The 25,697-nt window shown below is 46.2% G+C and carries 23 protein-coding genes; 12 read left to right on the top strand and 11 right to left on the bottom strand.

The window, feature by feature from the left end; translation table 11 throughout:
• Positions 1–119 precede the first annotated feature (119 nt).
• From QT987_RS18650 to QT987_RS18605, 10 genes are all read right to left on the bottom strand, one after another.
• Complete coding sequence (locus QT987_RS18650; RefSeq protein ID WP_333242715.1) at positions 120–287, bottom strand: hypothetical protein; 168 nt, start codon at positions 285–287, stop codon at positions 120–122.
• The gene (locus tag QT987_RS18645) at positions 284–520 is read right to left on the bottom strand and encodes a type II toxin-antitoxin system Phd/YefM family antitoxin (RefSeq protein ID WP_333242712.1); all 237 of its coding nucleotides are present in this window, start codon (positions 518–520) and stop codon (positions 284–286) included. Before QT987_RS18645 ends, QT987_RS18650 begins: the two co-directional genes overlap by 4 nt.
• 101 nt (positions 521–621) lie before the next feature.
• Positions 622–891 carry a ParE family toxin-like protein gene (locus tag QT987_RS18640; protein WP_333242710.1) on the bottom strand — a complete coding sequence of 90 codons (270 nt, stop codon included), beginning with the start codon at positions 889–891 and terminating at the stop codon, positions 622–624.
• Positions 888–1,106 (bottom strand): hypothetical protein, encoded by a 219-nt coding sequence (locus tag QT987_RS18635; RefSeq protein ID WP_333242707.1) that lies wholly within the window; start codon positions 1,104–1,106, stop codon positions 888–890. The genes QT987_RS18640 and QT987_RS18635 overlap by 4 nt, the downstream gene beginning before the upstream one ends.
• Before the next feature lie 127 nt (positions 1,107–1,233).
• Entirely contained in the window at positions 1,234–1,416 is a 183-nt protein-coding gene (locus QT987_RS18630; RefSeq protein ID WP_333242704.1) for a hypothetical protein, read from the bottom strand.
• 153 nt (positions 1,417–1,569) lie between these two features.
• Complete coding sequence (locus QT987_RS18625; protein WP_333242703.1) at positions 1,570–2,094, bottom strand: hypothetical protein; 525 nt, start codon at positions 2,092–2,094, stop codon at positions 1,570–1,572.
• 261 nt (positions 2,095–2,355) lie between these two features.
• Entirely contained in the window at positions 2,356–3,942 is a 1,587-nt protein-coding gene (gene ndhD1, locus QT987_RS18620; RefSeq protein ID WP_445299615.1) for a photosynthetic/respiratory NAD(P)H-quinone oxidoreductase subunit D1, read from the bottom strand.
• A 513-nt stretch (positions 3,943–4,455) separates the two neighbouring features.
• Positions 4,456–6,501: an NAD(P)H-quinone oxidoreductase subunit 5 gene (locus QT987_RS18615; protein WP_333242701.1), complete on the bottom strand. Its 2,046-nt coding sequence runs from the start codon at positions 6,499–6,501 to the stop codon at positions 4,456–4,458.
• 389 nt (positions 6,502–6,890) lie between these two features.
• Positions 6,891–7,268 carry a thioredoxin family protein gene (locus tag QT987_RS18610; protein WP_333242698.1) on the bottom strand — a complete coding sequence of 126 codons (378 nt, stop codon included), beginning with the start codon at positions 7,266–7,268 and terminating at the stop codon, positions 6,891–6,893.
• 44 nt (positions 7,269–7,312) lie between these two features.
• Positions 7,313–8,026, bottom strand: a complete 714-nt coding sequence (locus QT987_RS18605) for an NnrU family protein (RefSeq protein WP_333242695.1) — start codon at positions 8,024–8,026, stop codon at positions 7,313–7,315.
• A gap of 296 nt (positions 8,027–8,322) precedes the next feature.
• On the opposite strand from QT987_RS18605, the gene QT987_RS18600 reads away from it, so the two are divergent.
• The 10 genes from QT987_RS18600 (at position 8,323) to QT987_RS18555 (ending at position 18,961) form a co-directional block, all read left to right on the top strand.
• On the top strand, positions 8,323–9,327 hold the full coding sequence (locus QT987_RS18600; protein WP_333242691.1) for a LysR family transcriptional regulator: 1,005 nt from the start codon (positions 8,323–8,325) through the stop codon (positions 9,325–9,327).
• 132 nt (positions 9,328–9,459) lie between these two features.
• On the top strand, positions 9,460–10,920 hold the full coding sequence (locus tag QT987_RS18595; RefSeq protein WP_333242688.1) for a serine/threonine-protein kinase: 1,461 nt from the start codon (positions 9,460–9,462) through the stop codon (positions 10,918–10,920).
• A 29-nt stretch (positions 10,921–10,949) separates the two neighbouring features.
• Entirely contained in the window at positions 10,950–12,677 is a 1,728-nt protein-coding gene (locus QT987_RS18590) for an asparagine synthase-related protein (protein ID WP_333242686.1), read from the top strand.
• Positions 12,678–13,344: 667 nt separating this feature from the next.
• Entirely contained in the window at positions 13,345–13,530 is a 186-nt protein-coding gene (locus tag QT987_RS18585) for a LysM domain-containing protein (protein WP_333138832.1), read from the top strand.
• A gap of 164 nt (positions 13,531–13,694) precedes the next feature.
• Positions 13,695–14,354, top strand: a complete 660-nt coding sequence (locus tag QT987_RS18580) for a CAP domain-containing protein (protein WP_333233957.1) — start codon at positions 13,695–13,697, stop codon at positions 14,352–14,354.
• Between the two features lie 181 nt (positions 14,355–14,535).
• Positions 14,536–17,010 carry a glycoside hydrolase family 18 protein gene (locus QT987_RS18575; protein WP_333233956.1) on the top strand — a complete coding sequence of 825 codons (2,475 nt, stop codon included), beginning with the start codon at positions 14,536–14,538 and terminating at the stop codon, positions 17,008–17,010.
• 388 nt (positions 17,011–17,398) lie between these two features.
• Positions 17,399–17,830 (top strand): hypothetical protein, encoded by a 432-nt coding sequence (locus QT987_RS18570; RefSeq protein ID WP_333233955.1) that lies wholly within the window; start codon positions 17,399–17,401, stop codon positions 17,828–17,830.
• A 184-nt stretch (positions 17,831–18,014) separates the two neighbouring features.
• Entirely contained in the window at positions 18,015–18,257 is a 243-nt protein-coding gene (locus QT987_RS18565) for a hypothetical protein (protein WP_333233954.1), read from the top strand.
• A 114-nt stretch (positions 18,258–18,371) separates the two neighbouring features.
• Entirely contained in the window at positions 18,372–18,488 is a 117-nt protein-coding gene (locus QT987_RS18560) for a hypothetical protein (protein ID WP_333233953.1), read from the top strand.
• A gap of 170 nt (positions 18,489–18,658) precedes the next feature.
• Positions 18,659–18,961, top strand: coding sequence for a DNA cytosine methyltransferase (locus tag QT987_RS18555; protein ID WP_333233952.1), 303 nt, complete (start codon positions 18,659–18,661; stop codon positions 18,959–18,961).
• A gap of 610 nt (positions 18,962–19,571) precedes the next feature.
• Here QT987_RS18555 and QT987_RS18550 read toward each other — a convergent pair.
• Positions 19,572–20,576 (bottom strand): zinc-dependent alcohol dehydrogenase family protein, encoded by a 1,005-nt coding sequence (locus QT987_RS18550; protein ID WP_333242764.1) that lies wholly within the window; start codon positions 20,574–20,576, stop codon positions 19,572–19,574.
• A 198-nt stretch (positions 20,577–20,774) separates the two neighbouring features.
• Between QT987_RS18550 and QT987_RS18545 the strand changes: the two genes are divergently transcribed.
• Together QT987_RS18545 and QT987_RS18540 are read left to right on the top strand one after the other, a co-directional pair.
• Positions 20,775–21,836 (top strand): transposase, encoded by a 1,062-nt coding sequence (locus QT987_RS18545; protein ID WP_333242681.1) that lies wholly within the window; start codon positions 20,775–20,777, stop codon positions 21,834–21,836.
• A 242-nt stretch (positions 21,837–22,078) separates the two neighbouring features.
• Positions 22,079–25,624, top strand: a complete 3,546-nt coding sequence (locus tag QT987_RS18540; RefSeq protein ID WP_333242678.1) for an EAL domain-containing protein — start codon at positions 22,079–22,081, stop codon at positions 25,622–25,624.
• The last annotated feature ends 73 nt before the right edge of the window (positions 25,625–25,697 follow it).

The following is a 25,697-nucleotide window of genomic DNA, read 5'->3' as shown; positions in this document are numbered from 1 at the left end:
TCAGAATGAAACAATCATCAACATAATGATGAGTCATCAAGGGATGGTTTGGCAAGTGATGCGGGTACCTTCGATGGTTTTTAGGATGAGTTGCAGTTTGGTTAGTATTCCCATTAATGTTACCAAGACTCTAAAAACTCTTCAGCGGTTAAGTTGTGCGACGGCAAATAACCCTGAACTGCTACATAATTATCTGGATCGCGAATTGCATCTCGAACATCTGTTGATAACTGAGCGTCACCACTGATGAACCATAAAAATATGTGCGTATCTAGCAGAATCTTCATTTACCTTCAAATGCACTCAGGATATCTTCTGGCAAAGGATCGTCGAAATCATCGGGAACGGTAAACTCGCCTGCACACAAACCGAATGGTCGTAATTGCTTGCTGCTAGAAATAGGCCTGAGTTCGGCGATCGGCTTATCTGCTTGCAGGATAACAAAAGTTTCACCTGCCTCCACTTGACGCAGATACTTTGAAGGATCGCGCTGAATTTCGTCAACTGTCACGTTCAACATAAAAATGCCTCAGTATAAAGCTCAAAAGCAGTTTCATGGTCTTTCTCAACAACCGCAGTGAACGTTCTCATAAAGTTAAACTAAAGTAGATGAAATAACCATTACAACTGAGATAGCAACCTGTCGTACTCTGCGTGTGAACCAACCCAAAACCAGATCGCAGTATCTCCATCCAACTGACCAACGGCTCGATAGTTGTTGCTAATTCGAGCAGAGTAGATTGGTAACTCTGGATGCACTTTTTTGAAACGCAGACTTGGATAGCTTGGGTTTTCCTTGAACTGGCGATATGCCTCGCGTGTTTGCTCTTGAACTTGTTTTGGCAGTGCCGCAAAAGATTTACGGAATTCGGCTGTAGTACGCGATTTCACAATGTTTCGGGATCGAGTTCTTGGGTTTTACCTGCGTGATACTCAGCCATTGCAGTCGCTGCAAGTTTGGCAAGAGCATCGGGAGAACTAGCAAATGCTCGATCCCATCTCAGATCGTCTTGAAGTTCTTCCAAAATCATTGAAGCGATCGCATCTTGCTCGCTGGCCGATAAGGTTTTCAACTTAGCGATCGCACGCTCCAGTAACTCAGTCATGGCTAGCACTCTCTTAGAATGAAAATGGCATATTATTTATTATCGCTTATTCTAGCAAGTATAGAAACCAGAACAATTAAGAGTAAAGACTAAAAGGGCGAGCGCAACGAATAGTAGAGCGCTCGACCTAATGGTAATTTTGAAGTATTCGATATTGAGTATTGAGTATTGCGATCGCACCAACTTCGCTCAAAAACTGAGGGTAGCTGCCTTCTGGCACATCACCAAATTGAAAAAGCCAGTCCAGGGAATGCTTTGAATCCGCTATGAAACCGTCGAGACTAGATGCCGTGTAATACTGAGTTTTCATATCGCATGATTCAATCTAGCGAAACACCATAATTTCCCTCCAGCCACTTGCTGCCAGCTAACGGTGCCCATCACCCGCCGCAGATAACCTTGAATTCTAACCAATAACCTTTGGACGGTCGGTGTGCATGGGCATTGTTAGGCAGTAAGACGGCTAGTCAACTGAATAGCCAATAAAGAAGATTTCTGAGGGTTGATCGTTCTCATAAAGGATGATGTATCGGCTCTCACCCCGCCCGATCGTGTCCCAAAAATCATCCCATATATCGTAGCCCGTCTCTTCCCAATGCTCAAGCTCCCCCCCGGCAATAACAATATCTTCTACCATCTGCCTTGTAGGTTTATTTGTGCCAAATAAAGCCAGCGTTTCATCGGCGGATAAAGCCCAAGACGCGAGGACATCTGGGGAGTCACTAACTTTCTGGATATCAAGGATAGAGCCTGTTCCGCTGTCTTCAGCGTCTTCAAAAGCCGCTTCAATTGAATCGTGGCGGGCACCTGGAGATATAGATTGAGCATTAGGCGGAAAGTTGAATTGGAACATCCACAGTGAAGGGTCGTGCATATTCATAGCAGGATCATACCTTCCTGCTTCAAATTCCTGTTGACGTAGAGCTTGTAATGCACTGTTTACATCAGGTTGATATTTGGTGAAGTAGAAGTAAGGATGAGATCCCATTCAACTGTCCTCAATTTTCAGCTTGGATAATGAACAGTTTTCCAAAACCAAAGACGCTGCCTAACTATTAATTATACCGCAGTTGCGGTCTAACACTTCGATCGCGCTCATTGACCCCATACCCACTTTGTTTCTCAAATCCGACTCCAGATTGCTTAAGAGCCAAAATTTCTCCGATTTGTCTATCAACAAAAATAGAAAACCCCCCAACCCGATTCTTCTTAAACGAGTTGGGAGGTTTTCTCCTAAATCCAATTCAAATCACAACTTGCTCGGCTCGATCGCCGGAGCACGCAGAGAGACAGTTTTATCCGCAGCAGCCTTAGCCACAAGCGACGGCACAGAATCGCGCAACTTTGCAGTCAACTGTACAGTAGTCGCATCGTAAACCTGAGTCAGCATCTTGGGATACAAACCAATGCCAATAATAGGCACTAACAGAGCCGCAATAATAAACACTTCTCGCGGTTCCGCATCCACCAATTCCTCGTGCTCCGACAATTCCTTATTTTCAGGCCCGTAGAAGATTTCACGCAGCATCGACAGCAGATAAATCGGAGTCAAAATCACCCCGACAGCAGCTAGAAATACCACGCAAACCTTAAACACTGGATTGTAAGCATCGCTCGTTGCAAAACCCACAAATACCATCAATTCTGCTACAAAACCGCTCATTCCCGGCAAAGCCAAAGAAGCCATAGAACAAGCAGTCCACATGGCAAAAACCTTACGCATTTTCTGCCCCACACCGCCCATTTCGTCCAGCATGAGCGTGTGAGTGCGATCGTAAGTGCAACCTACCATGAAGAACAAACTCGCCCCGATTAAACCGTGAGAAACCATTTGCAGCATTGCACCGCTAATTCCCAAATCGGTAAACGAAGCTATCCCAATCAGCACAAACCCCATGTGCGAAATCGAAGAATAAGCAATTTTTCGCTTCAAATTGCGCTGAGCAAAAGAAGTTAAGGCGGCGTAAACAATGTTAACCACACCCAAAATTACCAAGATGGGTGCGAAGGTAGCGTGAGCATCCGGGAGCATTCCCGCATTCATCCGCAGTAAAGCGTAACCGCCCATTTTTAGCAGAATTCCTGCTAGCAACATATGGGCGGGTGCGGTTGCTTCCCCGTGAGCGTCAGGGAGCCAAGTGTGCAGCGGAAAAATCGGCAGTTTGACACCGTAAGCTATTAAGAAACCTGTGTACAGGAGCAATTCTACATTGGGGGCGTAATCTTTAGCTGCGATCGCCCGCATATCGAAAGTCACCGTATCGCCGTAAAACGCCATCGTCAGCGCGCCCAGCAAAATAAACAGCGAACCGCCTGCGGTGTATAGGATAAACTTAGTTGCTGCGTAGAGTCGCTTCTTGCCGCCCCAGATGGACAAAATCAGGTAAATCGGGACTAATTCCAGTTCCCAAACCAGGAAAAACAGCAACATATCCTGCACGGCAAAAACTGCGATTTGGCCGCCGTACATTGTCAGCATCAAAAAGTAAAATAGCTTCGGTTTAAATGTGACAGGCCAAGCAGCTAAAGTAGCCAGAGTAGTAATAAAACCAGTCAGCAAAATCAGAGGCATCGACAAACCGTCAGCACCCACAGACCAGTTCAAATCGAGTTGCTGCACCCAAGTATAGCTTTCTACCAGTTGCAAATCTGGATTGCTGAAGTCGTACTGAGTGTAAAAAGCGTAAACAAGTAGGGCAAAATCGATCAAACCGACAATTAGGGCATACCACCGCACCGTCTTGCCATCCTTATCGGGAATTAAAGGAATCAGCAAGGACGCAGCAATGGGAAACAGAATTGTTGTTGTTAACCAGGGAAAGTTAGCTGTATCCATTGCGTTTTAAAATGATCCATCAGTTATTAGGTTTAAACACATTTTGCCAATTTTAGCCTAAATTTTATACTTTCTTTAGACGGAACATTTTTTTTTGCTATTATCTGGACAAATTATGCGATCGCAACAGTTAAGTTTAATGAAAGATTTATTTCTATTTGCTAATTGTCAATTGTGAGTTATTGAGCTAATGCCCGTTCTTAAAATATCTTCTGGCGAGAAATGGCATTGCCCCTTGGTGTCAACTTCAGCCGCTCATCTGCAATTGGGCGAGTCCGCCAGGGAATGAATTCCCTGGCTAATAGCGAAAGTCCTCTCAAGAGGACTAATAGATATCTCCAAAAAAGCCAGTATTGGACAGGCAAGATGCCTGTTCCACAATAAGAGGTTTAAGGAGTTCTTCAGTCCTCATAGCGAGGACTTTAGCTTTGAGACAGGGAATTCATTCCCTGTCGGACTATCGGTTTTACCGGGAAAGTTGACACTAATGGACAAGGCCGTATCTCTACAGATTTAACCGACTCCAGAAACGATCGCAAAACCCAGAACTGCGACAAACACAATCAGAGCATAAAATTGAGCGCGACCGCTCTCAAAGTATTTCAAACCTTCGCCACTAACCAAGGTGAGAAACCCTGTTAAGTTGACGACACCATCGACGACTCGCAAATCAACTTCCATGACTTGCCGCGCTAAACGGCGGCTGCCTTTGACAAAGAGAAAATCGTTGATATCGTCGAGATACCACTTGTTCAGGGAGAACTCGTAAAGCGGTTTGATTTTTTGGGCGATCGCACTTGGGTCAATTTTACGGCTTAAATACATAAGAGAAGCCAAAGTAATGCCCAGCAAAGCAATACCTACAGAGCTTCCCCCCATAATCAAAAATTCCGTCAAATTGAACTCAGCAGCGTGTTCCAAAACTTCTTCGAGAGACTCGCCTGGAGCGCGAACAAACTGCTCGAAATAATTGGCAAACGGCGTACCGAGAAAACCGATAAACACAGAAGGTACTGCCAGCAACACTAGCGGCAGAGCCATTGTCAGAGGAGATTCGTGAGGCAAATGGTCGTGTTCATCGTGACTGTCGCCAGTTGATGCCAATTCCTTAACGTTCATCGCTCCGGGGCCAAAAACAAGACCGGGTTGCAACAGTTGCCGCTTGATGGCGCTGTCATTGCCCCGGAATTCGCCCTCAAAGGTGCTGAAATACATTCGGAACATATAAAACGCGGTCATCCCGGCAGTCAGCCAGCTAACAGCCCACAGAGCGGGATTTGCTGCGAAGGCGCTGGCGAGGATTTCGTCTTTTGACCAAAAACCAGCAAACGGCGGAATTCCGCAGATTGCCAAATTTCCGATTAAAAAGCAAGAAGCGGTAATCGGCATATATTTCCGCAAGCCGCCCATGACTCGCATATCTTGAGCGAGTGCGGGGTTGTGGCCTACAACTGCTTCCATACCGTGAATCACTGAACCTGAACACAGGAACAGCATTGCTTTGAAGTAAGCGTGAGTCATCAAGTGGAAAAGTCCGGCACTGTAAGCGCCGACGCCCATTGCCATCACCATGTAGCCGAGTTGGGAGATGGTGGAGTAGGCTAAGCCTTTTTTGATGTCATTTTGGGTAATCGCGATCGAAGCACCCATAAATGCCGTAAAACAGCCGGTGCAGGCGATCAAATTCATGACTGCAGGCAGCCCTTCAAACACCGGGTACATCCGAGCGATCAGGAATACGCCGGCGGCTACCATTGTCGCGGCGTGGATTAAGGCCGAAATCGGTGTCGGGCCTTCCATTGCGTCTGGGAGCCAGACGTGGAGGGGGAATTGAGCAGATTTGGCTGCTGGCCCCAAAAATATCAGGACGCCGAAGATTGTCGCCAGAGTCGCGCTGAGGGCACCGGATTCGACTAAGGAGTGCAGGCGTTCGCCCATCACCTCAAATTCAAAGCTGCCGGTGGCCCAGTAAATGCCGAGGATGCCCAGCAGTAGGCCGAAGTCGCCGACGCGGTTGGTGACAAAAGCTTTTTGGCAAGCGTCAGCAGCGGGTTTGCGATCGTACCAAAATCCGACTAGCAGGTACGAACACATACCTACGAGTTCCCAGAAAATGTAAATCTGAACGATGTTCGGGCTGATTACCAGACCCAACATCGACGCGCTGAAGATGCTCAGGTAGGCGTAAAAGCGCACGTACCCGTCATCGTGAGCCATGTAACCGTCGGTGTAAATCATCACCAAAAAGGCGACCGTAGTGACGATCGCCAGCATCACCGCCGTCAGCGGGTCGATGATATAGCCCATATTCAGCGAGAAGTTGCCAGCAGAAGCCCACTGAATAGTGCGGGTGTAGGGTGCGTGGCCCTGTAGTTGACTCCACAGCAATGCGAAGGAGAGTACCATTGACCCTCCGAGTGCGGACACGATTAATATCGCATTCGCTTGTCGGAGTTTGTTGGTTGCCTGGTTAAAGGTGATTAAGCCTAGACCTACTAGCATTGCGCCTGCCAGTGGCAGGACAGGAATCAGCCAAGCGTATTGATAAAGCAGTTCCATGACTGATAGGTAGTTTAAAGTTTCTACTAGATATGGCCAAAACTGTAAACAATTGTGACACACGCCTGCGCGACCCGGCAGAAATACTTGTTGTAATTCTCAAGCGTTGTCGATCGACAACGCTTGAGACCTACTGCCTATTTTCCGATCGAGCCGATCGATCTAGTTCGCCTTAAATCTATGCCCAAATATAGACTGACAAATCGAGCTTGGACGGAAAGAAATCAAGAAACCTGGTTTTTTAACCGATACCCTGGCGCTTCACACTATATTTTTGTAAAAAACACTGTTTCGGGGTTCAGGAATGCGACATTTGGCGCTCAGGTGGCCGATCGACAAATGAGGAATTGCTTCTGATTTCTACCTAAAAGCCGAATAACTTGCAGCCGTTACCTGTTGGCTACTTCCTGAAGTTGCAGCCGTTGAGATGGGGAAACTACGTGAGCGGCCAGCATCCAGGCATCCAGAGTCCGCCGCAGTTCCTCGCGTCCTTGGTAGTCTTCCAATCTAAATCGAACTTTATCGCCCTCAAACAAAATCAGCGTGGGCAGACTTGTCAGCCGATAAGTGTGGGCCAACTTGAAACATTGATCGGCATTCACCCCTACGAGCTTGACTTTTCCTGCCCACTGTGCTTCAAAAGTCTTAAGCGTGGGGTCGATCGCGCGGCACAAACCGCACCAAGGAGCCGAAAAGTGAACTAAAACGGGGGTAGAGGCTTGAAAAACCTCTTGTGCAAAAGTGCGTTCGCTAACCGACAACACCATGAGCCCTCAAAATTTAATAATTTTTTTCTATCCTAGGGATCATGCTACCAGTATATGTTCCTAGTGACACGCATCAAAAAAGGATGAATTTCCCACAGCAAACCAGTAAAAATGACTACACCTACGTAGGAAGGACGCACAAACTCAAGCAAATCAAGGGTTTGACGCTTTTGGAGGATTGCCAAAAAAGGCATGATTGAGGTTCGAGATTTGAGGGTTTCAAAGGATTCTCCAAAACGAGCCTGAAGCCGCCTGTCGCCGTGCCACACTCCGAACAGGTGGTGAAGTACCAAACCGATGGAAGTGACGAGGGTAAAGCTAGTGCCAATCCACAGGGTGTGGGCCACGCACCAGATCACTTGTCCCACCATTTGCGGGTGACGAGTGATGCGAATGATGCCAGTCTCGTAGAGGTGAACTTGGGGCTTTTGGACGGCGGCAATTTCTAGGAGGTTGAAAGTTGCTGGGTACAGAAACAGAAAGGAAATTGCCGAAAGTATCCAAACTGCAGGTTTAACTCCGGGTAATCCCTGTACTTGCCAAAGCTGTACGCCGTCGTAACGGTGGTTGAAAAAGTAGACAATCAGAATGACGGCTAGCGGCAAACTGACAAGGGCAAACAAAACGCGGTAAAGTCTCGGCCCGATCAGCTTTTCACCTTTGGGCCGGAGGGCTGCTAAACCGCTGTGGGCGATCGCAAAAACCAGTAATAAGCCCAGAATAACTAAGTGGGAGTCGAGCGCCAAGTCGATCGTCATTGCAAATATTAAGAAAAGTTATTGATTCTCGGCCAATTTGTGTCACAAAGTATCTATGGGAGCATTCAGCGGTTATCAGTCATCACTCATCAGTCATCAGTCATTAGTGACCCAATAGCAACTAAAGACCGCAGACAGAGGACGAGTACAACTGACTTTAAGGTTGCGTGTGTTGCAGCCAAATGACTGGCATCGAAGTCAACTCCGACTGTTGCACACCAAATCGAACCAGCTTGTCGATTGACCGCAGAGATTGACAGAAGACCCGCCCCTACACCTACTGACAATTTAGATATATGTCTGACCTTCCTTTCACTTTAGACCAGTTACGCATTCTCAAGGCGATCGCCTCTGAAGGAAGCTTCAAACGCGCCGCGGACAGCCTCTATGTATCCCAGCCAGCAGTTAGCTTGCAGGTGCAAAACTTAGAGAGACAATTGGACGTGCCGCTGTTTGACCGGGGGGGGCGGCGGGCGCAACTAACCGAAGCCGGACACCTGCTGCTGAGTTACGGCGAGAAAATTTTATCGCTTTGCCAGGAAACTTGTCGAGCTCTGGAAGACTTGCAAAATCTCCAAGGCGGTACTTTGATCGTCGGCGCTTCTCAAACAACGGGAACCTATTTGCTGCCCCGAATGATTGGGATGTTCCGCCAAAAGTACCCGGATGTAGCAGTACAGCTTCACGTTCACTCGACCCGCCGCACGGCGTGGAGTGTGGCAAACGGGCAAATCGATTTGGCAATTGTTGGCGGAGAAATTCCTACCGAACTTGTAGAAGCTTTAGAAATTGTTCCTTACGCTGAGGACGAACTGGCTCTGATTCTTCCTCCATCTCACCCGATGGTACAACAAGAAACTATCCAAAAAGAAGACCTTTACAAATTGCAGTTTATATCTCTCGATTCGCAGTCTACGATCCGCAAAGTAATCGATCAGGTACTGACTCGCTGCGGCATTGACACGCGCCGCTTAAAAATAGAGATGGAACTAAATTCGATCGAAGCCATTAAAAATGCCGTTCAGTCGGGGCTGGGAGCTGCTTTTGTCTCGGTTTCGGCGATCGAAAAAGAGTTGCTCATGGGCGTCTTGCACAAATCTCAAATGGACGAAGTTTTGGTAACTCGGATTTTGTCGCTGATTTACAACCCCAACCGCTACCGTTCTAAAGCAGCAGAGGCTTTCAGCAATGAAATTTTGCCCCAGTTTGCTACTTATTCGACCATCCTGGAGAAGAAAGAACCCCCGGTACTCGATTTGGGATTCATAGAAATAGCAACTCCCAATTCGGCGGGAAGTTAATCTCTTAGGTCGCTGGCAGTTAGCAGTTCGCGGTGAGTTGAGAAATCGAAATCTGGTTTAACCATCACTTTTTCTTCGTTCTTCCCTTTTCCTTCTTTCCTCTTCCTTCTTCCCTCTTCTTAGCAAACAAAAATGGAAGTTTACTGCACCCGCCCGGGCTGCCCGCGCCCTCAAAACTCTTTTCCCGACCTCGATGACAGTTCGCGGCTGAAAACGGTGCAGCAAAAGTTTTGCACCGCTTGCGGGATGCCCATGATTTTGAGGGGCCGCTATTTGCCCGTGAGGTTGTTGGGTCAAGGCGGTTTTGGGGCGGCGTTTTTGGCCAGAGACCGGGATACTCCGGCGATGCGGCAGTGCGTTGCTAAACTTTTGCAGCCGTCGGTAAGTCTGACTCCGCCCCAGCTAAAAATCGCTCAAACTCTGTTTGAACGGGAAGCGGCGGTGCTGGAAGAACTGGGAAACGAACATTCCCAAATTCCGAGTTTGCTGGCTTTTTTTGAGCTGACTGTTACGAGTTTGCAGCCGGGAAAAAACGATCAGTTTTTCTATCTGGTTCAAGAATTTATTGACGGTAAAAATTTGGAGGATGAACAGGCTGTTAAAGGCAGGTTTTCGGAGGCGGAAACGGTGGAGGTGCTGCGGGAAATTTTGAAGGTTCTCGATTTTGTACACTCTCGCGGTTCGATTCACCGGGATATTAAACCTGCTAATATTATGCGGGGTAAAAATGGTCGGCTTTATTTATTAGATTTTGGGGCTGTTAAACAAGTAACACAAAGTGTTGGGAGTGCAAAAGCTTCGACTGGTATTTATTCTTTGGGTTACGCTCCCCCAGAACAGATGAGCGGGCAAGAAGTTTATCCGGCAACGGATTTGTATGCTTTGGCTGTGACTTGTATTACTTTGCTGAGTGGTTTGCAGCCGACGGAGCTTTTTGATAGTTACAGAAACGAATGGAATTGGCATTCGCGGGTGCAGGTAAGTTCGCGTTTGGCTCATGTTCTCGATCGAATGTTATTATCAGCTCCCAGTCAGCGGTTTCAATCTGCGAGTGAGGTGGAAGCAGCTCTGATGTCTGGGCCTCAACAGCCTAACATCGTCGTGCAGCCACCGACCCTACGGACTCCGACTCCCCTACCGACTCAGCAGCTACCACCGACTCAGCCGCCTCCTGTGCCTGTTCATGCAACACCTCCATCCGGGCTGCAACCTTCGCAGAGAGCGACTTTTTCGATTTGGGAGGTTTTGTCGGGGGCGGCGTTTACGGGTTTTGAGGCGGGGGTGCTGGCGATCGCCCTGACGAGTTTGCTGCCCTCTCCTGGCTTGAGTATCGGATTGTTGGGGATGATTGTGGCGGGTTTGATTTACGGCCAGTATCGCAGGGCGATCGAACAAACTGAGATGTTGATTATTGGTGCAGGTACTGTGGCTTTGCTGTGGTTTTTCCCGGTTTTACAGACGGCTGCAGGTGCGATTTATCCGAATTCTCCGATCACTGGCGTGTTGTTTGTGGGATGGTTGGGTGCTTTGGGTGCGATCGCTGGAACAGCTATTTTTCGGTTGATTTATAAGTTACTTTCTAATATTTTTTAAGCTAATAGTCACCTGTAGAAAAGCCTGTTTTGAACAGGCAAGATGCCTGTTCCACAATAATTATGGGAGATGTTTTATTTAAAATGCAGACTCAGAAGTCTATCTACCCGAATTGGGTCATTGCTTGGGGCCCAGAAGCCCGATCGCACCCTGCAACTTGGGAAACGTCCGGTTTTGCCATAATCGGAGCTGAACCCACCTTCAGCCCCAATCAGCGATTTGTGCTGGTAGGTGACTGCTGCTTCGATCGCACCCCAATGCTCAAACAACAGATTGATACCGAGGGATTGACCGATTTGGCGATCGTCGGGCGGCTATGGGAGCAGTACGGTACTAAAACACTGAGCTTGCTGTCAGGACAATTTGCCCTTGCAGTGTGGGATCGAGAGGAGAAAACCTTGTGTCTGGGGCGCGATCGCGTTGGAGCCAAAACGCTCTATTACACCCGTGCAGGAACGACTCGCTGGATCGCGCCTCGACTGCGATCGCTCAATCCGTATCACGATCGAGAACTTGATTTAGTTGCTTTGCGCGACTACTTGTGCTGTGCGTTTGTACCCGGAGCACAAACACTGTGGGAAGCGGTGCGAGAGTTGCGCCCTGGTAGCTACTTGTATTTACCGGATGTTAAGGCGCAAAGATACTGGGAACCGCAGGAGCAAATTACTAATGCCGATCGCCCTTTGGAATGGCACAGTCAACAAGTGCGATCGCTTTTGGAACAACTGGTGCAGTCAGCGCTACCAGCGGGAAAACCAGTCGCAGCATATCTTTCCGGTGGTATTGATTCAAGTTGCGTCACGGCGATCGCAGCGCGACTGCACGATCGTCCGGTACACACTTTTTCGATGCACTTTGGCGCTCACTATCCCAGCGAGATTGAATTTGCCAACCTCGTCGCAGCACATTGTGGCACTGAACACCATATTTTAGAAGTTTCGCCAAAGCAAATTTGGGAGTTGCTACCGGAAACGCTGGCGGCGATGGATGATCCGGTGGGGGAAGGCTTGACGGTTCCCAATTTGCTGTTGGGGCGATCGGCAAAGCAATTTGCAGACGTGGTACTCAATGGCGAAGGTGGCGATCCGTGTTTTGGCGGGCCGAAAAATAAGCCGATGCTGCTGAATAGTTTGTACGGTTCGATTCAGGGTAAACCAGATCCGATCGCAGCTTATTTGACTTCGTTTCAAAAATGCTATGTGGATTTGCCGCGTTTGCTGAAGCCGGAGGTTTGGGAAAAGGTGAAGAATGCGCCTTCCGTCTTTGCTGAGGAATTGCAACAGACAGAAACGACGTTTTTGAATCGGCTGATGCGGCTCAACATTGAGTTTAAAGGAGCCGATTACATTTTGACCAAGGTGAATAATCTCACGGCTGCGGCGGGACTAAAAGCTCGATCGCCCCTATTCGATGCGCGGATGGTGGCACTGAGTTTACAAATTCCCCCAGAGTACAAGCTTTCGGGCGCGCAGGAAAAAGCGGTTCTCAAGGCTGCTGTGGCGGATTTGCTGCCCGATGTCATTGTCAACCGTCCGAAAAGCGGGATGGTGATGTCGATGCAGCAGTGGTTTTTGAGGGATTGGCAGCGACAAGCGCGATCGTTGCTGCTGAATCGTCATGCGGCGATCGCGCCTTACCTCGATCAAACACTAATCCGCGAGTGGCTAAACTATCGTGGGGAAGTTTTTCCCCGCTATGGGCTGAAGCTGTGGCTGCTGGTGACGCTGGAAATTTGGTTACAAGTGAATCGCCGTTAGGATCGCGAATTAAATAACTTACAATTTTAATTGTTATTGTGGGATGGGCCTAAGAGCCCGTCCAAAAAAGACGGGCTCTTAGGCCCATCCCACTTTCAAGAGTGGAAGTTATTTATACCAATTTTAAAAAAGAATGCAACAGTATTCTTTTTTGAAATTGGTATAGAATCTAAAATCTAAAATCTAAAATCTAAAATCGAATGACCCCCTAATTTGTCGATCGACAATGGAATTTTCCTTATGCGGTTTTAGCTCTTGTTTATAGAACCGAATTAAACCGCAGAGGGCGCAGAGGATACAGAGAAAAGGAAGAGACAGATGAATCGTTCCGATGCCAACGGATTTGATATACAGCGTATTCTAGGTGTATTTCATAAACCTGGAATACGCTGTATATAAGCTGCTACGCATTTAAATTGAATCCAGAGACGGGATCTAACTCCCGACCAATTTTGGCCGGGTTTTTTTTGTCAATCGCCCGCCCTCGCCACAAATTCTCCTAAATTCTGCCAAAGTGTCCTGAAAGAGGTGCTGTGAGGCGAAAGACTAAATTAGTAGATGCACCCGTCGCTAATTTAGGATGATTGCATTTATGTATTTGTGTAGTTAATTCTGTCTAACTACTTATCTAACACAACTACGTCAATAATCTTTCAAGGAAAAAAATATGTCCAGTAAACAAGGTCAACCCCCCTGTCAACATACTGTAGAGTCTGGAGATACATTTTCCAATCTTGCACTTGCCTACTATGGTGATGGTAGCGATGCGAACGCGAACAAAATTGCAGGTGCAAATCCTGGCGTTTCCCCTACAAGTTTGCAAATTGGTCAGAAACTTCAAATTCCTGCTTAACAGATTTGGAAAGCTTGTCAAACTAACCACTGCTAATAGCAGTTATTAAGAGTGCAGAAGGTTAGCCAATCAAACTGACCTTCTGCAACTAACACTTGCCAAGGGATTTATATTGACCCGAAGAAGCCAGAGATAACTATTTTTCAATTTTTGGAGCGTTAATTATGTCAGTCGAAATCTTTACAGATTCCAATTTCTCTGGAACTAAATCCGGTTCTCTTGAGCAGGACTCTTCCTGGATTGGAGATTTTTGGAACGACAAAATATCCTCGATAAAAGTTTACTCCGGCACTTGGGACTTTTTTGAACATTCAAAATTCCAGGGTCGAAGCCTCCGACTTGGACCAGGCGAATATCCCAGCTTCAACAATGAAGTTAATGATACCATCTCGTCATTTAAAAAAGTGGCAGTAGGTGATTCAACTGGTTCAGATAATGATGTTCTGAAAAGAATCCTAGACCTTACAAACAATGAGCGTGGTAAAGTGGGTTTATCTCCGCTCACACTTAATTCCCAACTGACTGCTGCTGCACAGAAACACAGCCGGAGCATGGCAATGCAGGACTTTTTTGATCACCGCCAAATGGGGGAGCGGGTCAGAGCGGAAGGTTATCATTACTCACGAGTGGCGGAAAACATTATCGCTGGCCACTCTACACCAGAGGATGCCATTAAAGGCTGGATGAATAGCTCAGGACATCGTGACAACATTCTGAATTCTAACTATCGAGAGCTTGGGGTCGGTTACTACTTTTTGGAAAACGATCAGGGTAGCGTCAACTACAAGCATTACTGGACTCAGGTGTTTGGCACACCCCAGTAACGCTCGATAGCCCGATCAATTACAAGTTGGGCAAACACCTCAAATTCCATAAACCTGAATCGCCGTAGGAATAGCTGATTTTAATTGCAGTTATTGAGGATACAGAAGTTTAGTAACTCAAACTAACCTTCTGTAATTAATACCAACCCCTGGATCTATATTTAGCGAAAGAAGTTGAAAAATGGGAATTTCTACAGATTACTCAAACGTTCCTGACTGGGTAGCTAAACCCGAAGGGTACCCGACCGGATCGATGGTCAAATACAATGGCAACATCTTTTATGCCAACTTCTGGGCTTCAGAACCAGGGGTAGGGGATGCAGATCATAATGGTTGGCGGTTTTACGATGAGTTGTACGATCAAACATCTCACACGCCTACCGCACAAGCTAAAATCATTGCCTATATTCCTACTTGGAGAAAGAAAGAGGGATTTAACTATGCCAATGATGAGATGTATCGATACATCACACACGGCATCGTCTCATTTCTCATGTTTAGTGAGGTAAATCTCGGTGAGTTTGAACCAAAGTCTTTGGATGAGGTTAAGGCAATCCTCTCAGATGTGGTCAACACCGGACATCGAAACGGTACGAGAATCTCAATTGCGCTGGGAGGTGCAGTTGATTATGGATTCCTCAATTTGATGACTTCTATAGGAAATAATCCCGATAATCCACTTCTGGATCGCGCCGTACAAAATGTAGTAAATTTTGTCAAGTCAAACAATCTCGATGGCGTAGACCTGGATTTAGAGTGTTGGTGGGGCAAACCTGGCGAACAGGATCAGGGAGGAAGACCAAAAGGTGATGGACCTCATCCGGCTGGATCTGCTTTGACTTTGTTTGCTCAAAAATTAAAGCAAGCTATTCCTGATAAATTGGTTTCCGCAGCTATTTTTGGCACCTCATGGTATGGAAATAACTATGACCCAAAATTAGCAGATTATGTGGATTGGCTGGGAATTATGACCTACGATCTTACTGGATCTTGGAATAGTTCTCCAGTGGGGCCACATACAACCCTGTATAAGATACGCAATCAGGAGTCATATGTTGAAGAACAACAGGGAGAGTGGCCTGGTGGTGGGATTGTAAATAATCCTATTCTTTCAGTGGAAGACACACTTTGGTACTGGACGAATCCGTTATTTGTGAACTGGCAGGGTGCAGGACAAAATATACCCAGAAATAAGATCGCCGCAGGAGTTCCGATCTATGGCTATGATTTTGCCTACGGGAAAGACCCAGATGACCTGAGCGGTCAAGTACCTCCAGGGTATAAATCGATTCGGTACAAAGATATCCTGGCTCAATTTCCGGATGCTCATACGGCTGCCAATGGCAATATTAAAGTGCCGGGAAGTACACCTAGACCTCCTTTTATCTCTGCTTCAGGAAGCTATCGATATACTCACAATATCTACTTTGAAACTCCAGACACTGCTGTTACCAAATTGAATTTTTTAAAGGATGTGGGAGCGCAGGGAGTGATTATTTGGGAACTTTCTAATGATATCTGGGAAGAGGGGAAAAGCATCATTAAGGCACTTTACCAAAACTCTGGCAACCCGGAAACCAGACCGGCATTGCCTCCAAGTGGGAAGACACCTGTGCCAAGCGATATACTCACCCCGCTCATCGAACGTATCGGAAGCTACACAAATGAGTTCGCGGCTGAGATAGCACAAGGACGTGAAAAGGAAACATCTCGATTAGGCTTGCTTGTCGATCCAAGTTTGGTAGAAGCAATCACAAAATTTTTCGATGAAGCTGGAAAAACAGAGGGCGAAGAAACCTCAAAGGACGATAAAGATAAAATAATTGGATTGTGGATTGAGATAGAGGAAACCGCAAAAAGATATAGGGTAGATAGTCCAGATGCTCTAAATGTCTTAACAGAGCTCAAGGATAAAGTCGCCGGATTGGTCGGGCTGGTTGGGTTGATGATCGGAGGAGTGGCTGGTTGGGTATTTGTACCGTTCTTCTCAATGATTACTTTGTTCCAGGCACATGTTTTGCTGGAAGGGTTTGCACGACAAAATCCTTCACAAGGTCGAGATCCAGATACTGACAATGATGAGGATGAGGAAGAGGAACAAAAAGAATGTGAGCGTGAAGCCGATGAGGTTTCACAACAAATACAGCGAGCCATAGATGTGCTGAAAGGTGCTTTTGATAAATGGCCCACAAAGGATTTAGGAGATATAGGATCGGTCTTAGGTATCCCAGGTATCCCAACCCCTCCTGCTCCACCTGTTGATCCACCTTCTCCTGTGGAGTATAACTATAACGTAGAGATATCAATAACGTATGAGTTATTGCCCCCCCCTGCACACACGTATATTAAGGTAGATTTTCAGAACTCGGATCAAACAGGAAAGTTAGCAACCTTTGGAGGGGACGCTTATATCTCTACACCAAGTTCGCCTATTTTTGGTGGTGGTTCTTGGCAAGGTACGGCAAAGCTCAACTATGGGGTTGACTGGCTTGCGAGTCAGGGCTGGAGAGCTAACTTTGATTTGACCTATGGTCCAGGTGGGATGAATTTGCATTTACGGGGTTTGTCTGGCGAAGAAATAGGTCACATTTCATCAAGTGACCAGGGATTGGTTATCCCTGGAGCTGGAACTGGTGAAGGTGGGTTTTACCTATGACGCAAAAGCAAAAGACCAGTACCTAAAAAGGGTCTGGGTCTTCATGTTCAATAACATAGAATTAGGGTTTCAGGAATTCCGATTTGATGATTTAGCCCTGTTTGCTCAAGTTTCTGGGCTGAATAGTACCTTAACCCCTATTAACTTCTGAGGTGAACGATTATCACCGAAAGAAACAAAAAAACTGAGTATGCTCACACAAATCAATCTAGTTCACTAAACAGGATAATTTATCATGTTCACTACAATTCGTGACAATGCCAAAAAAGCAAAAAACCGTTGCAAGAAGCGACCTAAATCCTATGTAATTCTATGCAATAGTGAATACATGATCGTACCTATTAAGGCTGATCTGAATCCATATAGGAATCCTCCTACGCTTTGGTTTATGGGTGGTACTCCTCAGTTTTTTGGTGGTTCTGCGGATGGTGAGGGTGCTCCTCTAGAGACCCTGCAACGAGAAGTAGGAGAAGAAAGTCGAGGAACTTTGCGATTAAATACTATCTCTGGGGAAGTTTTTACAGCTCTACCAGCCAACGAAGATCGAAATACATATAATTTTTTCTATTCGATAGATTGGCAACGTACTCAAACTCAGTGGAATGACAATGTCACGAATCCAGCGGAAAGAGAAATGCAGAGATTAGTGGAGGTCCCAAGGGGACACTTTGACCCGCAGCAAGACAACGATGACGACATCCGTGATATCCTCCTGCTCGAAACTGGTACTACTCAGGCGAGAGGTGTTGACCAATTCCGTACCTCGCATACTAAGAATGCTTTTGTAATTTTCATCAGAGATATTTGGCCTCATCTCTAAAGGAGTATTCCCAGCGATCGCCGCTTTTGAAGCGACTGCCTCAAAAGTTAAGCGATCACTCATGGAGGAAGGATGATTTAGTGCGATTTCTATTCGTCCAAGTCGAATCTCTACAAATACAGGTTCATCTGAGAATGACTTTGCTGTCGATACCAATCAATTTTTATGGAGAATAAATATACCCATGAATAACTTACAAACTGGCGATCCAAAAGGGAATCAAGCCGAGGAAAACATGATATCCAAAGAAATCATCAGTACAGCAATGCAAAATCTTCGCGAAGCTGTCACGAGCATAGCGCAAAGCTCCAACAAAGAAAAAGTTATAGTCGAAGAGTTTCAGGTCATCGGCTTCGACCCCCAGTCTGCTGTAGCACTTCTCACTCTCCTCGAAGACTCTCAAGGCAATCTCCTCGAAGACCAATGAATATCTAGAGGCTCTGCCTCGATTGAAAAATAGTAGAAAAGATGAGTTTTTACCGCCGGCTTAATAGCCCTGAAAAAAATCCGTTTTATTGACTTATTCTCAGGAAGAGGGGGCATGAGATTAGCGTTTGAATCCGCCGCTCGTTCCTTGAATCTGGGAACGGAATGCCTCTTAAGCAGCGAAATTAATCCCGACGCTCAGTTACTTTACCAGTACCGGGTAGGCGACTAATTGACTATCGCGGTGGCACTTCTCTTCATTCTTGGGAACTGGGTTTGCGAGGCGAGTTCAGTTTAGACAAAATTGAGTTGATGAAGAGTTTTATTTTGAAAAGGCGAAATAAATAATTTGGGCATGACCCAGATGACAAGCTATTAACTAAAGAGCAAATAGCTACTTTTGTGGCTCATCCCAATCTCGATAAAGTTTTGGATTCCTTGGTAACAAAAAAGTACCTGCAAGGGAACAACAATCAGCACAAACCTGTAGCCGGTAACTTTTCCTTTGAAGTCTATAAATTTCTCGATCCGCATAAGATTTCGGTAACAATTGTTGCCAGTGATGCTAATAGATTAGGAGTTTACTCTCATAACCGAGTCCGCAGGATTACTCCCCGCGAAGCAGCACGGTTACAAGGTTTTTCAGATAGTTTTATTTTGCATCCTAACGATGATAAAGCTTATCATCAACTGGTAATAGTGTAAGTATTAATGTAGTTAAAGCTGTTGCTCTAGAAGTTATCCATAATTGTTTATCCTCAGCAAAGCAAGTTCCTTTGAAAAATGCAGTTTAATAATTCTCAATCATAACCTAAAACTGTATAGGATGGGCAAAGCGATTCGCCCGCCCAACTAATTATTGCGTCACGATCTGTATTATGCAAATGGTGAGTAGTATGGGGAGCATCTCATATTTGTAAAAACACTTCTTCTGGCTCCTTCCTTCTTCCTCTTTCCTTCTTCCTCCTGCCTTCTGCCTCAAAACTTAGATTTCTACCTGGCTTGGCTGCAAAAGTGAGATGCTCCCGTAGTATGACCGGATCTCCTGCCCGTTCCACAATAATTGTATAAAAATTGACTGTCAAATTAGGTGTACAACAGCTTAGCAATCCTCGCATCATTTGTGAATTTCTTACTCCCTCCCCTTGGTAAGGGGAGGGTTGGGGTGGGGTAAAAAATTTACTGCTCCTGCAAGGATTACTATAGCTTTCCTGGGATGATTATGGGATGTTTGGTTTCACCTTTTTTAAATTCGCCACCAGTCTCTTGAAATCGCCCGCAATTCTTCAACCCGCAAATTTAACCACCCGCATTTTTAATCCCCAATTTCAAGCACTATTTTACCGGTTACTGAGCCTGTTTCTAACAGTTCGTGAGCGGCTTGCGCTTCTTCGAGAGGGAAAGTTTTGCTGACGTGAATTTTTAGCAAGTTGCGATCGCACAAACGAGCACACTTCTGCAAAATATGAGCCTGCTGTTCCTGTTCCTCCACCAAACCTTCCAGCATTGGTGTCAACATTAATTCCAGACTAATTCGCAGATTCCGCATTCTCGCTGTTTTCAAATTGCCCAAAGCTGGATCGGGTTCCAAAATGGTTACTAAATCTCCATAAATCTTCACAGCCGGAATAGTTTGGTAAAAAGTTTCTCCCCCGACAGTATCGAAAGCCAAATCAACTCCTTGTCCTTGAGTCCAAGTCAAAACCTCATCGACAACATTGGTATTTTTGTATAAAATAACTGAATCTGCACCTAAGTGCTTGACAAAATTGGCTTTTTCCTCCGAACTAACAGTCGTGCAAACCTCTGCACCCTGCAACTTCGCCAACTGTACCGCGACGTGGCCGACACCGCCGGCACCAGCTTGAACCAGGACTTTTTGACCGGCTTGCAAGCGCCCTCGATCGTACAGCGATTCCCAAGCTGTAATTAAAACTAACGGTGCCGCCGCCGCCTCAGCAAAACTTAAAGCAGCAGGCTTGAGGGCGAGAAAACGTTCGTCTACAACGGCAAACTCAGCATAAGTCCCGATCGATCCGCCCAAACCGCCATTGCAGAAAAAAACCTCGTCTCCCACTTGGAAACTTTGCACACCAGCACCGACAGCCTCTACGACTCCAGCACCGTCGCACCCCAAAACGTGAGGAGTTTTATCGGGGTAAAAAGTGCCGCGCGATCGCAACTTAGTATCTATCGGATTGATACCCGCCGCTCGCAACCGCACCAAAACTTCAGTTTCTCTTTGTATAGTAGGGGCGGGGATATCTTGCACTTTCAATACGGACGGGCTTCCGGGGGTTTGAAAAACGATCGCTTTCATCATGAGTGTTACACTAGATCAGATAATCCCTAGACTTTATTGTACATTGCTTAGCAAAGCAACAAAAAACTTTTCGTTTATCCCAAAATTTATGAGGGTTGTTGAAAGGCATTACATAGATCGGCAGCATCAGTTTTATAAACAGTTTGATGGCTTATCATTTCTGTTCAAAAATCTCTACGATCGTGGTAAATATTTATGAGGACACACTTTTTCACTTCGGGTTCTAAAGTTGGTGGCACTAAAATTATCAGACAGTTATTTGCCATCTTCAAACCTAGAGACTTCTCTCACTCATTCCCTGCTAATATTAGCAAGCAAGTTTTCAAACAAGTTGTTCACGATTGGGAGGATTGCCAAAAATCAAGAATAGCGTATGACCGAAATATACCTAAATTTTCATTTCTCCCCAGCATCCCCCAATACAAACATAGAATCTGTACAGGTAACTTGTTCAGTTCTGATAACCAATCCATAAAAAAAAGGGGGAGCGACTCCAATAAGGGACTACTTCATTTCTTTCCAAGTGACATAATAATTTCTACAAAGTCCCAAGATGTCATAAAGGTAAGAATAGTTCCTGCAACAGCGCTCTACTTTGTTGAGGCTGCCCATCAAAAGCTTGTAACGTTGGTGAATTTAAATTGCCACCTTAGAGCAAGTATAGATTTAGGGATAGATCGCCTCGTAGCTGTGGCATCCAATAAGCCAACATTTATTCCAACTATTTATGATTCTCAAAAAAATCTCACATCAATCAATCAATGTTTCAATCAGCGCCAAGCATTTTTACTGTCAAAAATTGAGCAGGGAAAATCTACCAGGCGCCAAATTCAGCAAATCACCTTTAAACGAAATAAACGATTAGAAAACTACCAAGATAAAACCAGCAGTTTGATTATCAAGCGGTTGGTGGCTCGGAAAATAATTCAGTTCATTATTGACACAAATGTGAGAAATAAACACAATATAAAATTACAAAAAAAGCATCAAATTTTGGGTGTAATTCCTCATACCGAAATCGTAAAGTTTATTATTTACAAAACTGAGCTAGTCGGTATCAACATAATAGTTACACAAGCATATTATACAAATAAGTGCAGATTAGGGGATTTAGAGCCTGTCGGTAAGCAAGACTCTTATCAGGGTAAGATCGATAAACGCGGGTGGTTTCGGTCTTGGAATGAAAGTCGGATTAATGCTGATGTGAATGCAGCGTTAATTATGATTAGAAAAGTAAACGTAAACTCACCCCCTTAGAGGAGTGCCACAATCGTATATATGTGTTTACAATTTCACCTGTACGGTTTCAGCCTGTACGAAAAAAAATACAAAAAGTTCGGTAATGTCAAGTATTGCCAGGTTTTTTGTGAACTGTTAACTCTCTTGTCGCTTTCAGGGCGATCTGACCTTGTATTCGTTACCCATCCGTGACGATACTTAGTTATTTTTAAATAGATTGGCTTCAGATAACTACAATAATTGTCGAGCGGTGCTAATCGATGTTCGATCGAGATTTATTTTTTTACTTTGAGATTCTTGCATATCTTCTGGGATTATTGACGACTTTAGCCGTGGTGTCCGCGATTTATCTCAAGTGGCACCGAAGGCCTTCTAGTCTACCGCTAGCCAAAGAGCAACGGCAGTTGGCAGAATTAAAACCCGACGATTTATCTGCGGGATTGAAAATGCGGAAAAACTTTTTGATTTTTCCCAACTCAAATCTGTGGCCGGCAACTGACAGCTTCTTGGGTAAAGTTTTAGGTATGGGTCGCGCTGTATTCTTGGCTAAGCAACAGCGCCTAAGTGTGAATTCTTCGCCTATTCTGGGGCCTGGAAATAGCAAAACGCTAAGTCTGAGCATTGCGGGTTCGATGGGGCAAAATCCCGATCGCCCGAATGCCGAGAATCCTCCCAAAGTTAATGCTTTCGCGCAATTAGAGGAAGATTTGCTGGGCGAAATCCTAGCAGGTACTGATTCGCCGGGGGGAGCAGAATTCTTTGATGCCTTAGTGTGCCACTTAGCTTCAGCACTCGGAGTTCGCACCGCCGTCGCTGCCAAATCGATTAAGTCGAAGGCACGCACCGATGCTGCTGCCGATAGATTGCAAGTTATCAGTTTTTGGAGCGACGGACAGCAGCAGCCAAATTTTGAGTGCGACACTGCCAATACTCCCGAAGCGCGGGTGCTGGAGGAGGGAATGTATTCCTGTCCAGACTACCTCGGGGAAACCTTTCCAGAAGACCGCAGACCGGTAGTTACGGGTGCGCGCAGTTTCCTGGGAGTCTTGCTGAAAAACTCTTACGGCGAACCTTTAGGGATTATTTGTATTTTTCACGATCGACCCCTGGTGGAAGCACATCTTGCCAAATTCCGATTAATTCTCAGTATCTTTGCCGGACGGGCAGCCGCTGAATTAGAGCGGCAGCGCCTAGAAGCAGCACTGTCCACTGTAGAAGCGAAATACTGCGCCCTGGTAGAACAAATGCCCGCTGTCACCTACATTTCTCCCCTCAACCGCAAGGCTGCCAAACTTTACATCAGCCCGCAAATCGAGACTTTTCTGGGTTATTCTGTATCTGAATGGAGAGCCGATCCCGACCTGTGGCTGAAACTCGTTCACCCAGAAGACCGTGACCGCGTGTTAGTTGAAAACGCTACACAGAAATTCAGCGATGGAGAAGATATCTTCTGCGAGGGGTCGCTGGTTTCAGAATACCGCGCGATCGCCCGCAACGGTCGAGTCGTCTGGTTCCGCGATCAAGCTACCGCAGTTCGCGATGAAGCAAGCAAGTCTGTCATCCTTCAAGGCGCAATGTTTGACATCACAGAGACTAAAGTAGCTGCCAGCGCGTTGCTAGAAAGCGAATATCGCTATTACACCTTGGCAAAAATACTGCCGGTCGGGATTTTCCGCGCCGATGCTGCTGGAGATTGCTTGTACGTCAATGAGCGATTTTTGGAGATGGCGGGACTGACTGCGCCAAAGGCACTCGGCGAAGGTTGGGCGCAAAGTTTGCATCCCGAAGACCGCGAGCGTGTTTTGAGCCAGTGGTATCGCGCTGTCATAGACAAGTTGCCATGTAAGTTAGAGTACCGCTTTTGCAACGGTGAGTTGACAACCTGGGTATTTTGGCAAGCAGTGCCAGAAATTACCAAAAGCGGGGAAGTTCTAGGCTATCTCGGCACGTTGACCGATATCACCGATCGCAAGCAGGCAGAATTCGCGCTGCAACAGGCCGAAGAGAAATACCGCAGTATTTTTGAAAATGCGATCGAAGGCATTTTCCAGACAACGCCCGACGGACGCTACCTCAGCGCTAACCCTGCTTTGGCGAGAATTTACGGCTATTCCTCGGCCGCCGACTTGATCGCGAACATACGCAACATCGACAGCCAACTCTACCTCGATCCCAACCGCCGTGTCGAGTTTTTGCGCGCGATCGAAAAACACGGTTTTGTGTCTGAGTTCGAGTCCCAAGTTTACCGCGCTGACGGCACTACTATCTGGGTTTCCGAGAACGGCCGGGCAGTTCGCGATCCTGACGGAAATTTACTTTACTACGAAGGCACTGTCGAAGATATTACCCTCCGCAAAATAGCAGAAGATAAGTTGGTACACGATGCTTTGCACGATATGCTAACCGGTTTGCCCAACCGAGCTTTATTTATGGATCGCTTGGGGCACGCGATCGATCTTTCCAAACGCCGCCCCGAAATTTTGTTTGCGGTGCTGTTTATCGATCTTGATCGCTTTAAGGTTGTTAACGACAGTTTGGGGCATTTAGTGGGCGATCGGTTGCTCATCGCGATCGCGCAGCGCCTGGGAATCTGTTTGCGCGCTGGAGATACCGTTGCGCGTCTTGGTGGCGACGAATTCGCTATTTTGCTGGAAAATATCAAAAGCACCGAGGATGCGATCCAGATTGCCGAACGAGTGCAAGCGGAACTGGCAGAGCCTTTTTACCTTAACGAATATCAAGTTTTTACCAGTGCTAGCATTGGGATTGTTTGTTCTGGTTTGCCTCGATATCCAAGGGAAACCAGCAAACTGTCGAGTCCCGAAAATTTGGGAAATATCGATCGGGAAACTTCTTTGTCTTGCTTATCTTCCGACTCTCCTGTTCCCAATGTCCCGTTCCCAATGTTGTACGATCGGCCTGAAGAACTGCTCCGAGATGCAGATGCGGCCATGTATCATGCTAAGGGATTGGGCAAAGCTCGCCACGAAGTTTTTGACTTAAGTATGCACACTCGCGCCGTCGCCCTTTTGCAACTGGAAAACGACCTGCGACGCGCTTTAGACTCCCAGGAATTTCAGCTTTACTATCAGCCTATCGTCTCTCTTGTTACTGGTAGAATCAGCGGTTTTGAAGCGCTGCTGCGGTGGTATCACCCGCAGCGGGGTGTCGTAGCTCCTGGCGAGTTTATTTTAGTAGCTGAAGAAACTAGATTGATTATACCTATTGGCTGGTGGATGATGCGATCGGCTTGCCATCAGATCCACGAGTGGCACCAAAAATTCCCCGAAAATCCGCCGTTGACTGTCAGCGTCAACCTTTCTAACCAACAATTTAAACAACCGGATTTAATCGATCGCATTCGCGACATTTTACAAGAAACTCAGCTTGACCCCCGCACTTTAAAGGTAGAAATTACTGAAGGCGTCATCATGGAGAATGCCGAATCAGCAGTGGCTATCCTCGCGGAATTGAAAAATTTACAAATTCAATTATATATTGACGATTTCGGCACTGGCTATTCTTCTTTGAGCCGCCTGCACACTTTTCCAACTGATGCTTTAAAAATCGATCGAGCTTTTGTCAGCCGCATGACTGAAGATGAAGGAAACGAAGCGATTGTACAGACTATTTTAATTTTAGCCAGTCATTTAGGCATGGATGTAATTGCTGAAGGCATCGAAACCAGCGAACAGCTTAATTTACTTAGAGCGCTGCAATGCGAATACGGACAAGGATACTTTTTCTCAAAGCCGATAGACAGCATCGCAGCCACACTTTTGATAGAAAGTCAACCCCAATGGTAAGGATCGCGAATTAAATAACTTACAATTTTAATTGTTATTGTGGGATGGGCGTCCCGCCCGTCCAAAAAGGACG

The sequence above is a fragment of the Microcoleus sp. SVA1B4 genome (genome assembly GCF_036700545.1).
In the GTDB taxonomy this organism is placed as follows: domain Bacteria; phylum Cyanobacteriota; class Cyanobacteriia; order Cyanobacteriales; family Microcoleaceae; genus Microcoleus.
Note: the sequence above shows the minus strand (reverse complement) of the source record. Positions and strands in the feature narration are given on the sequence as shown.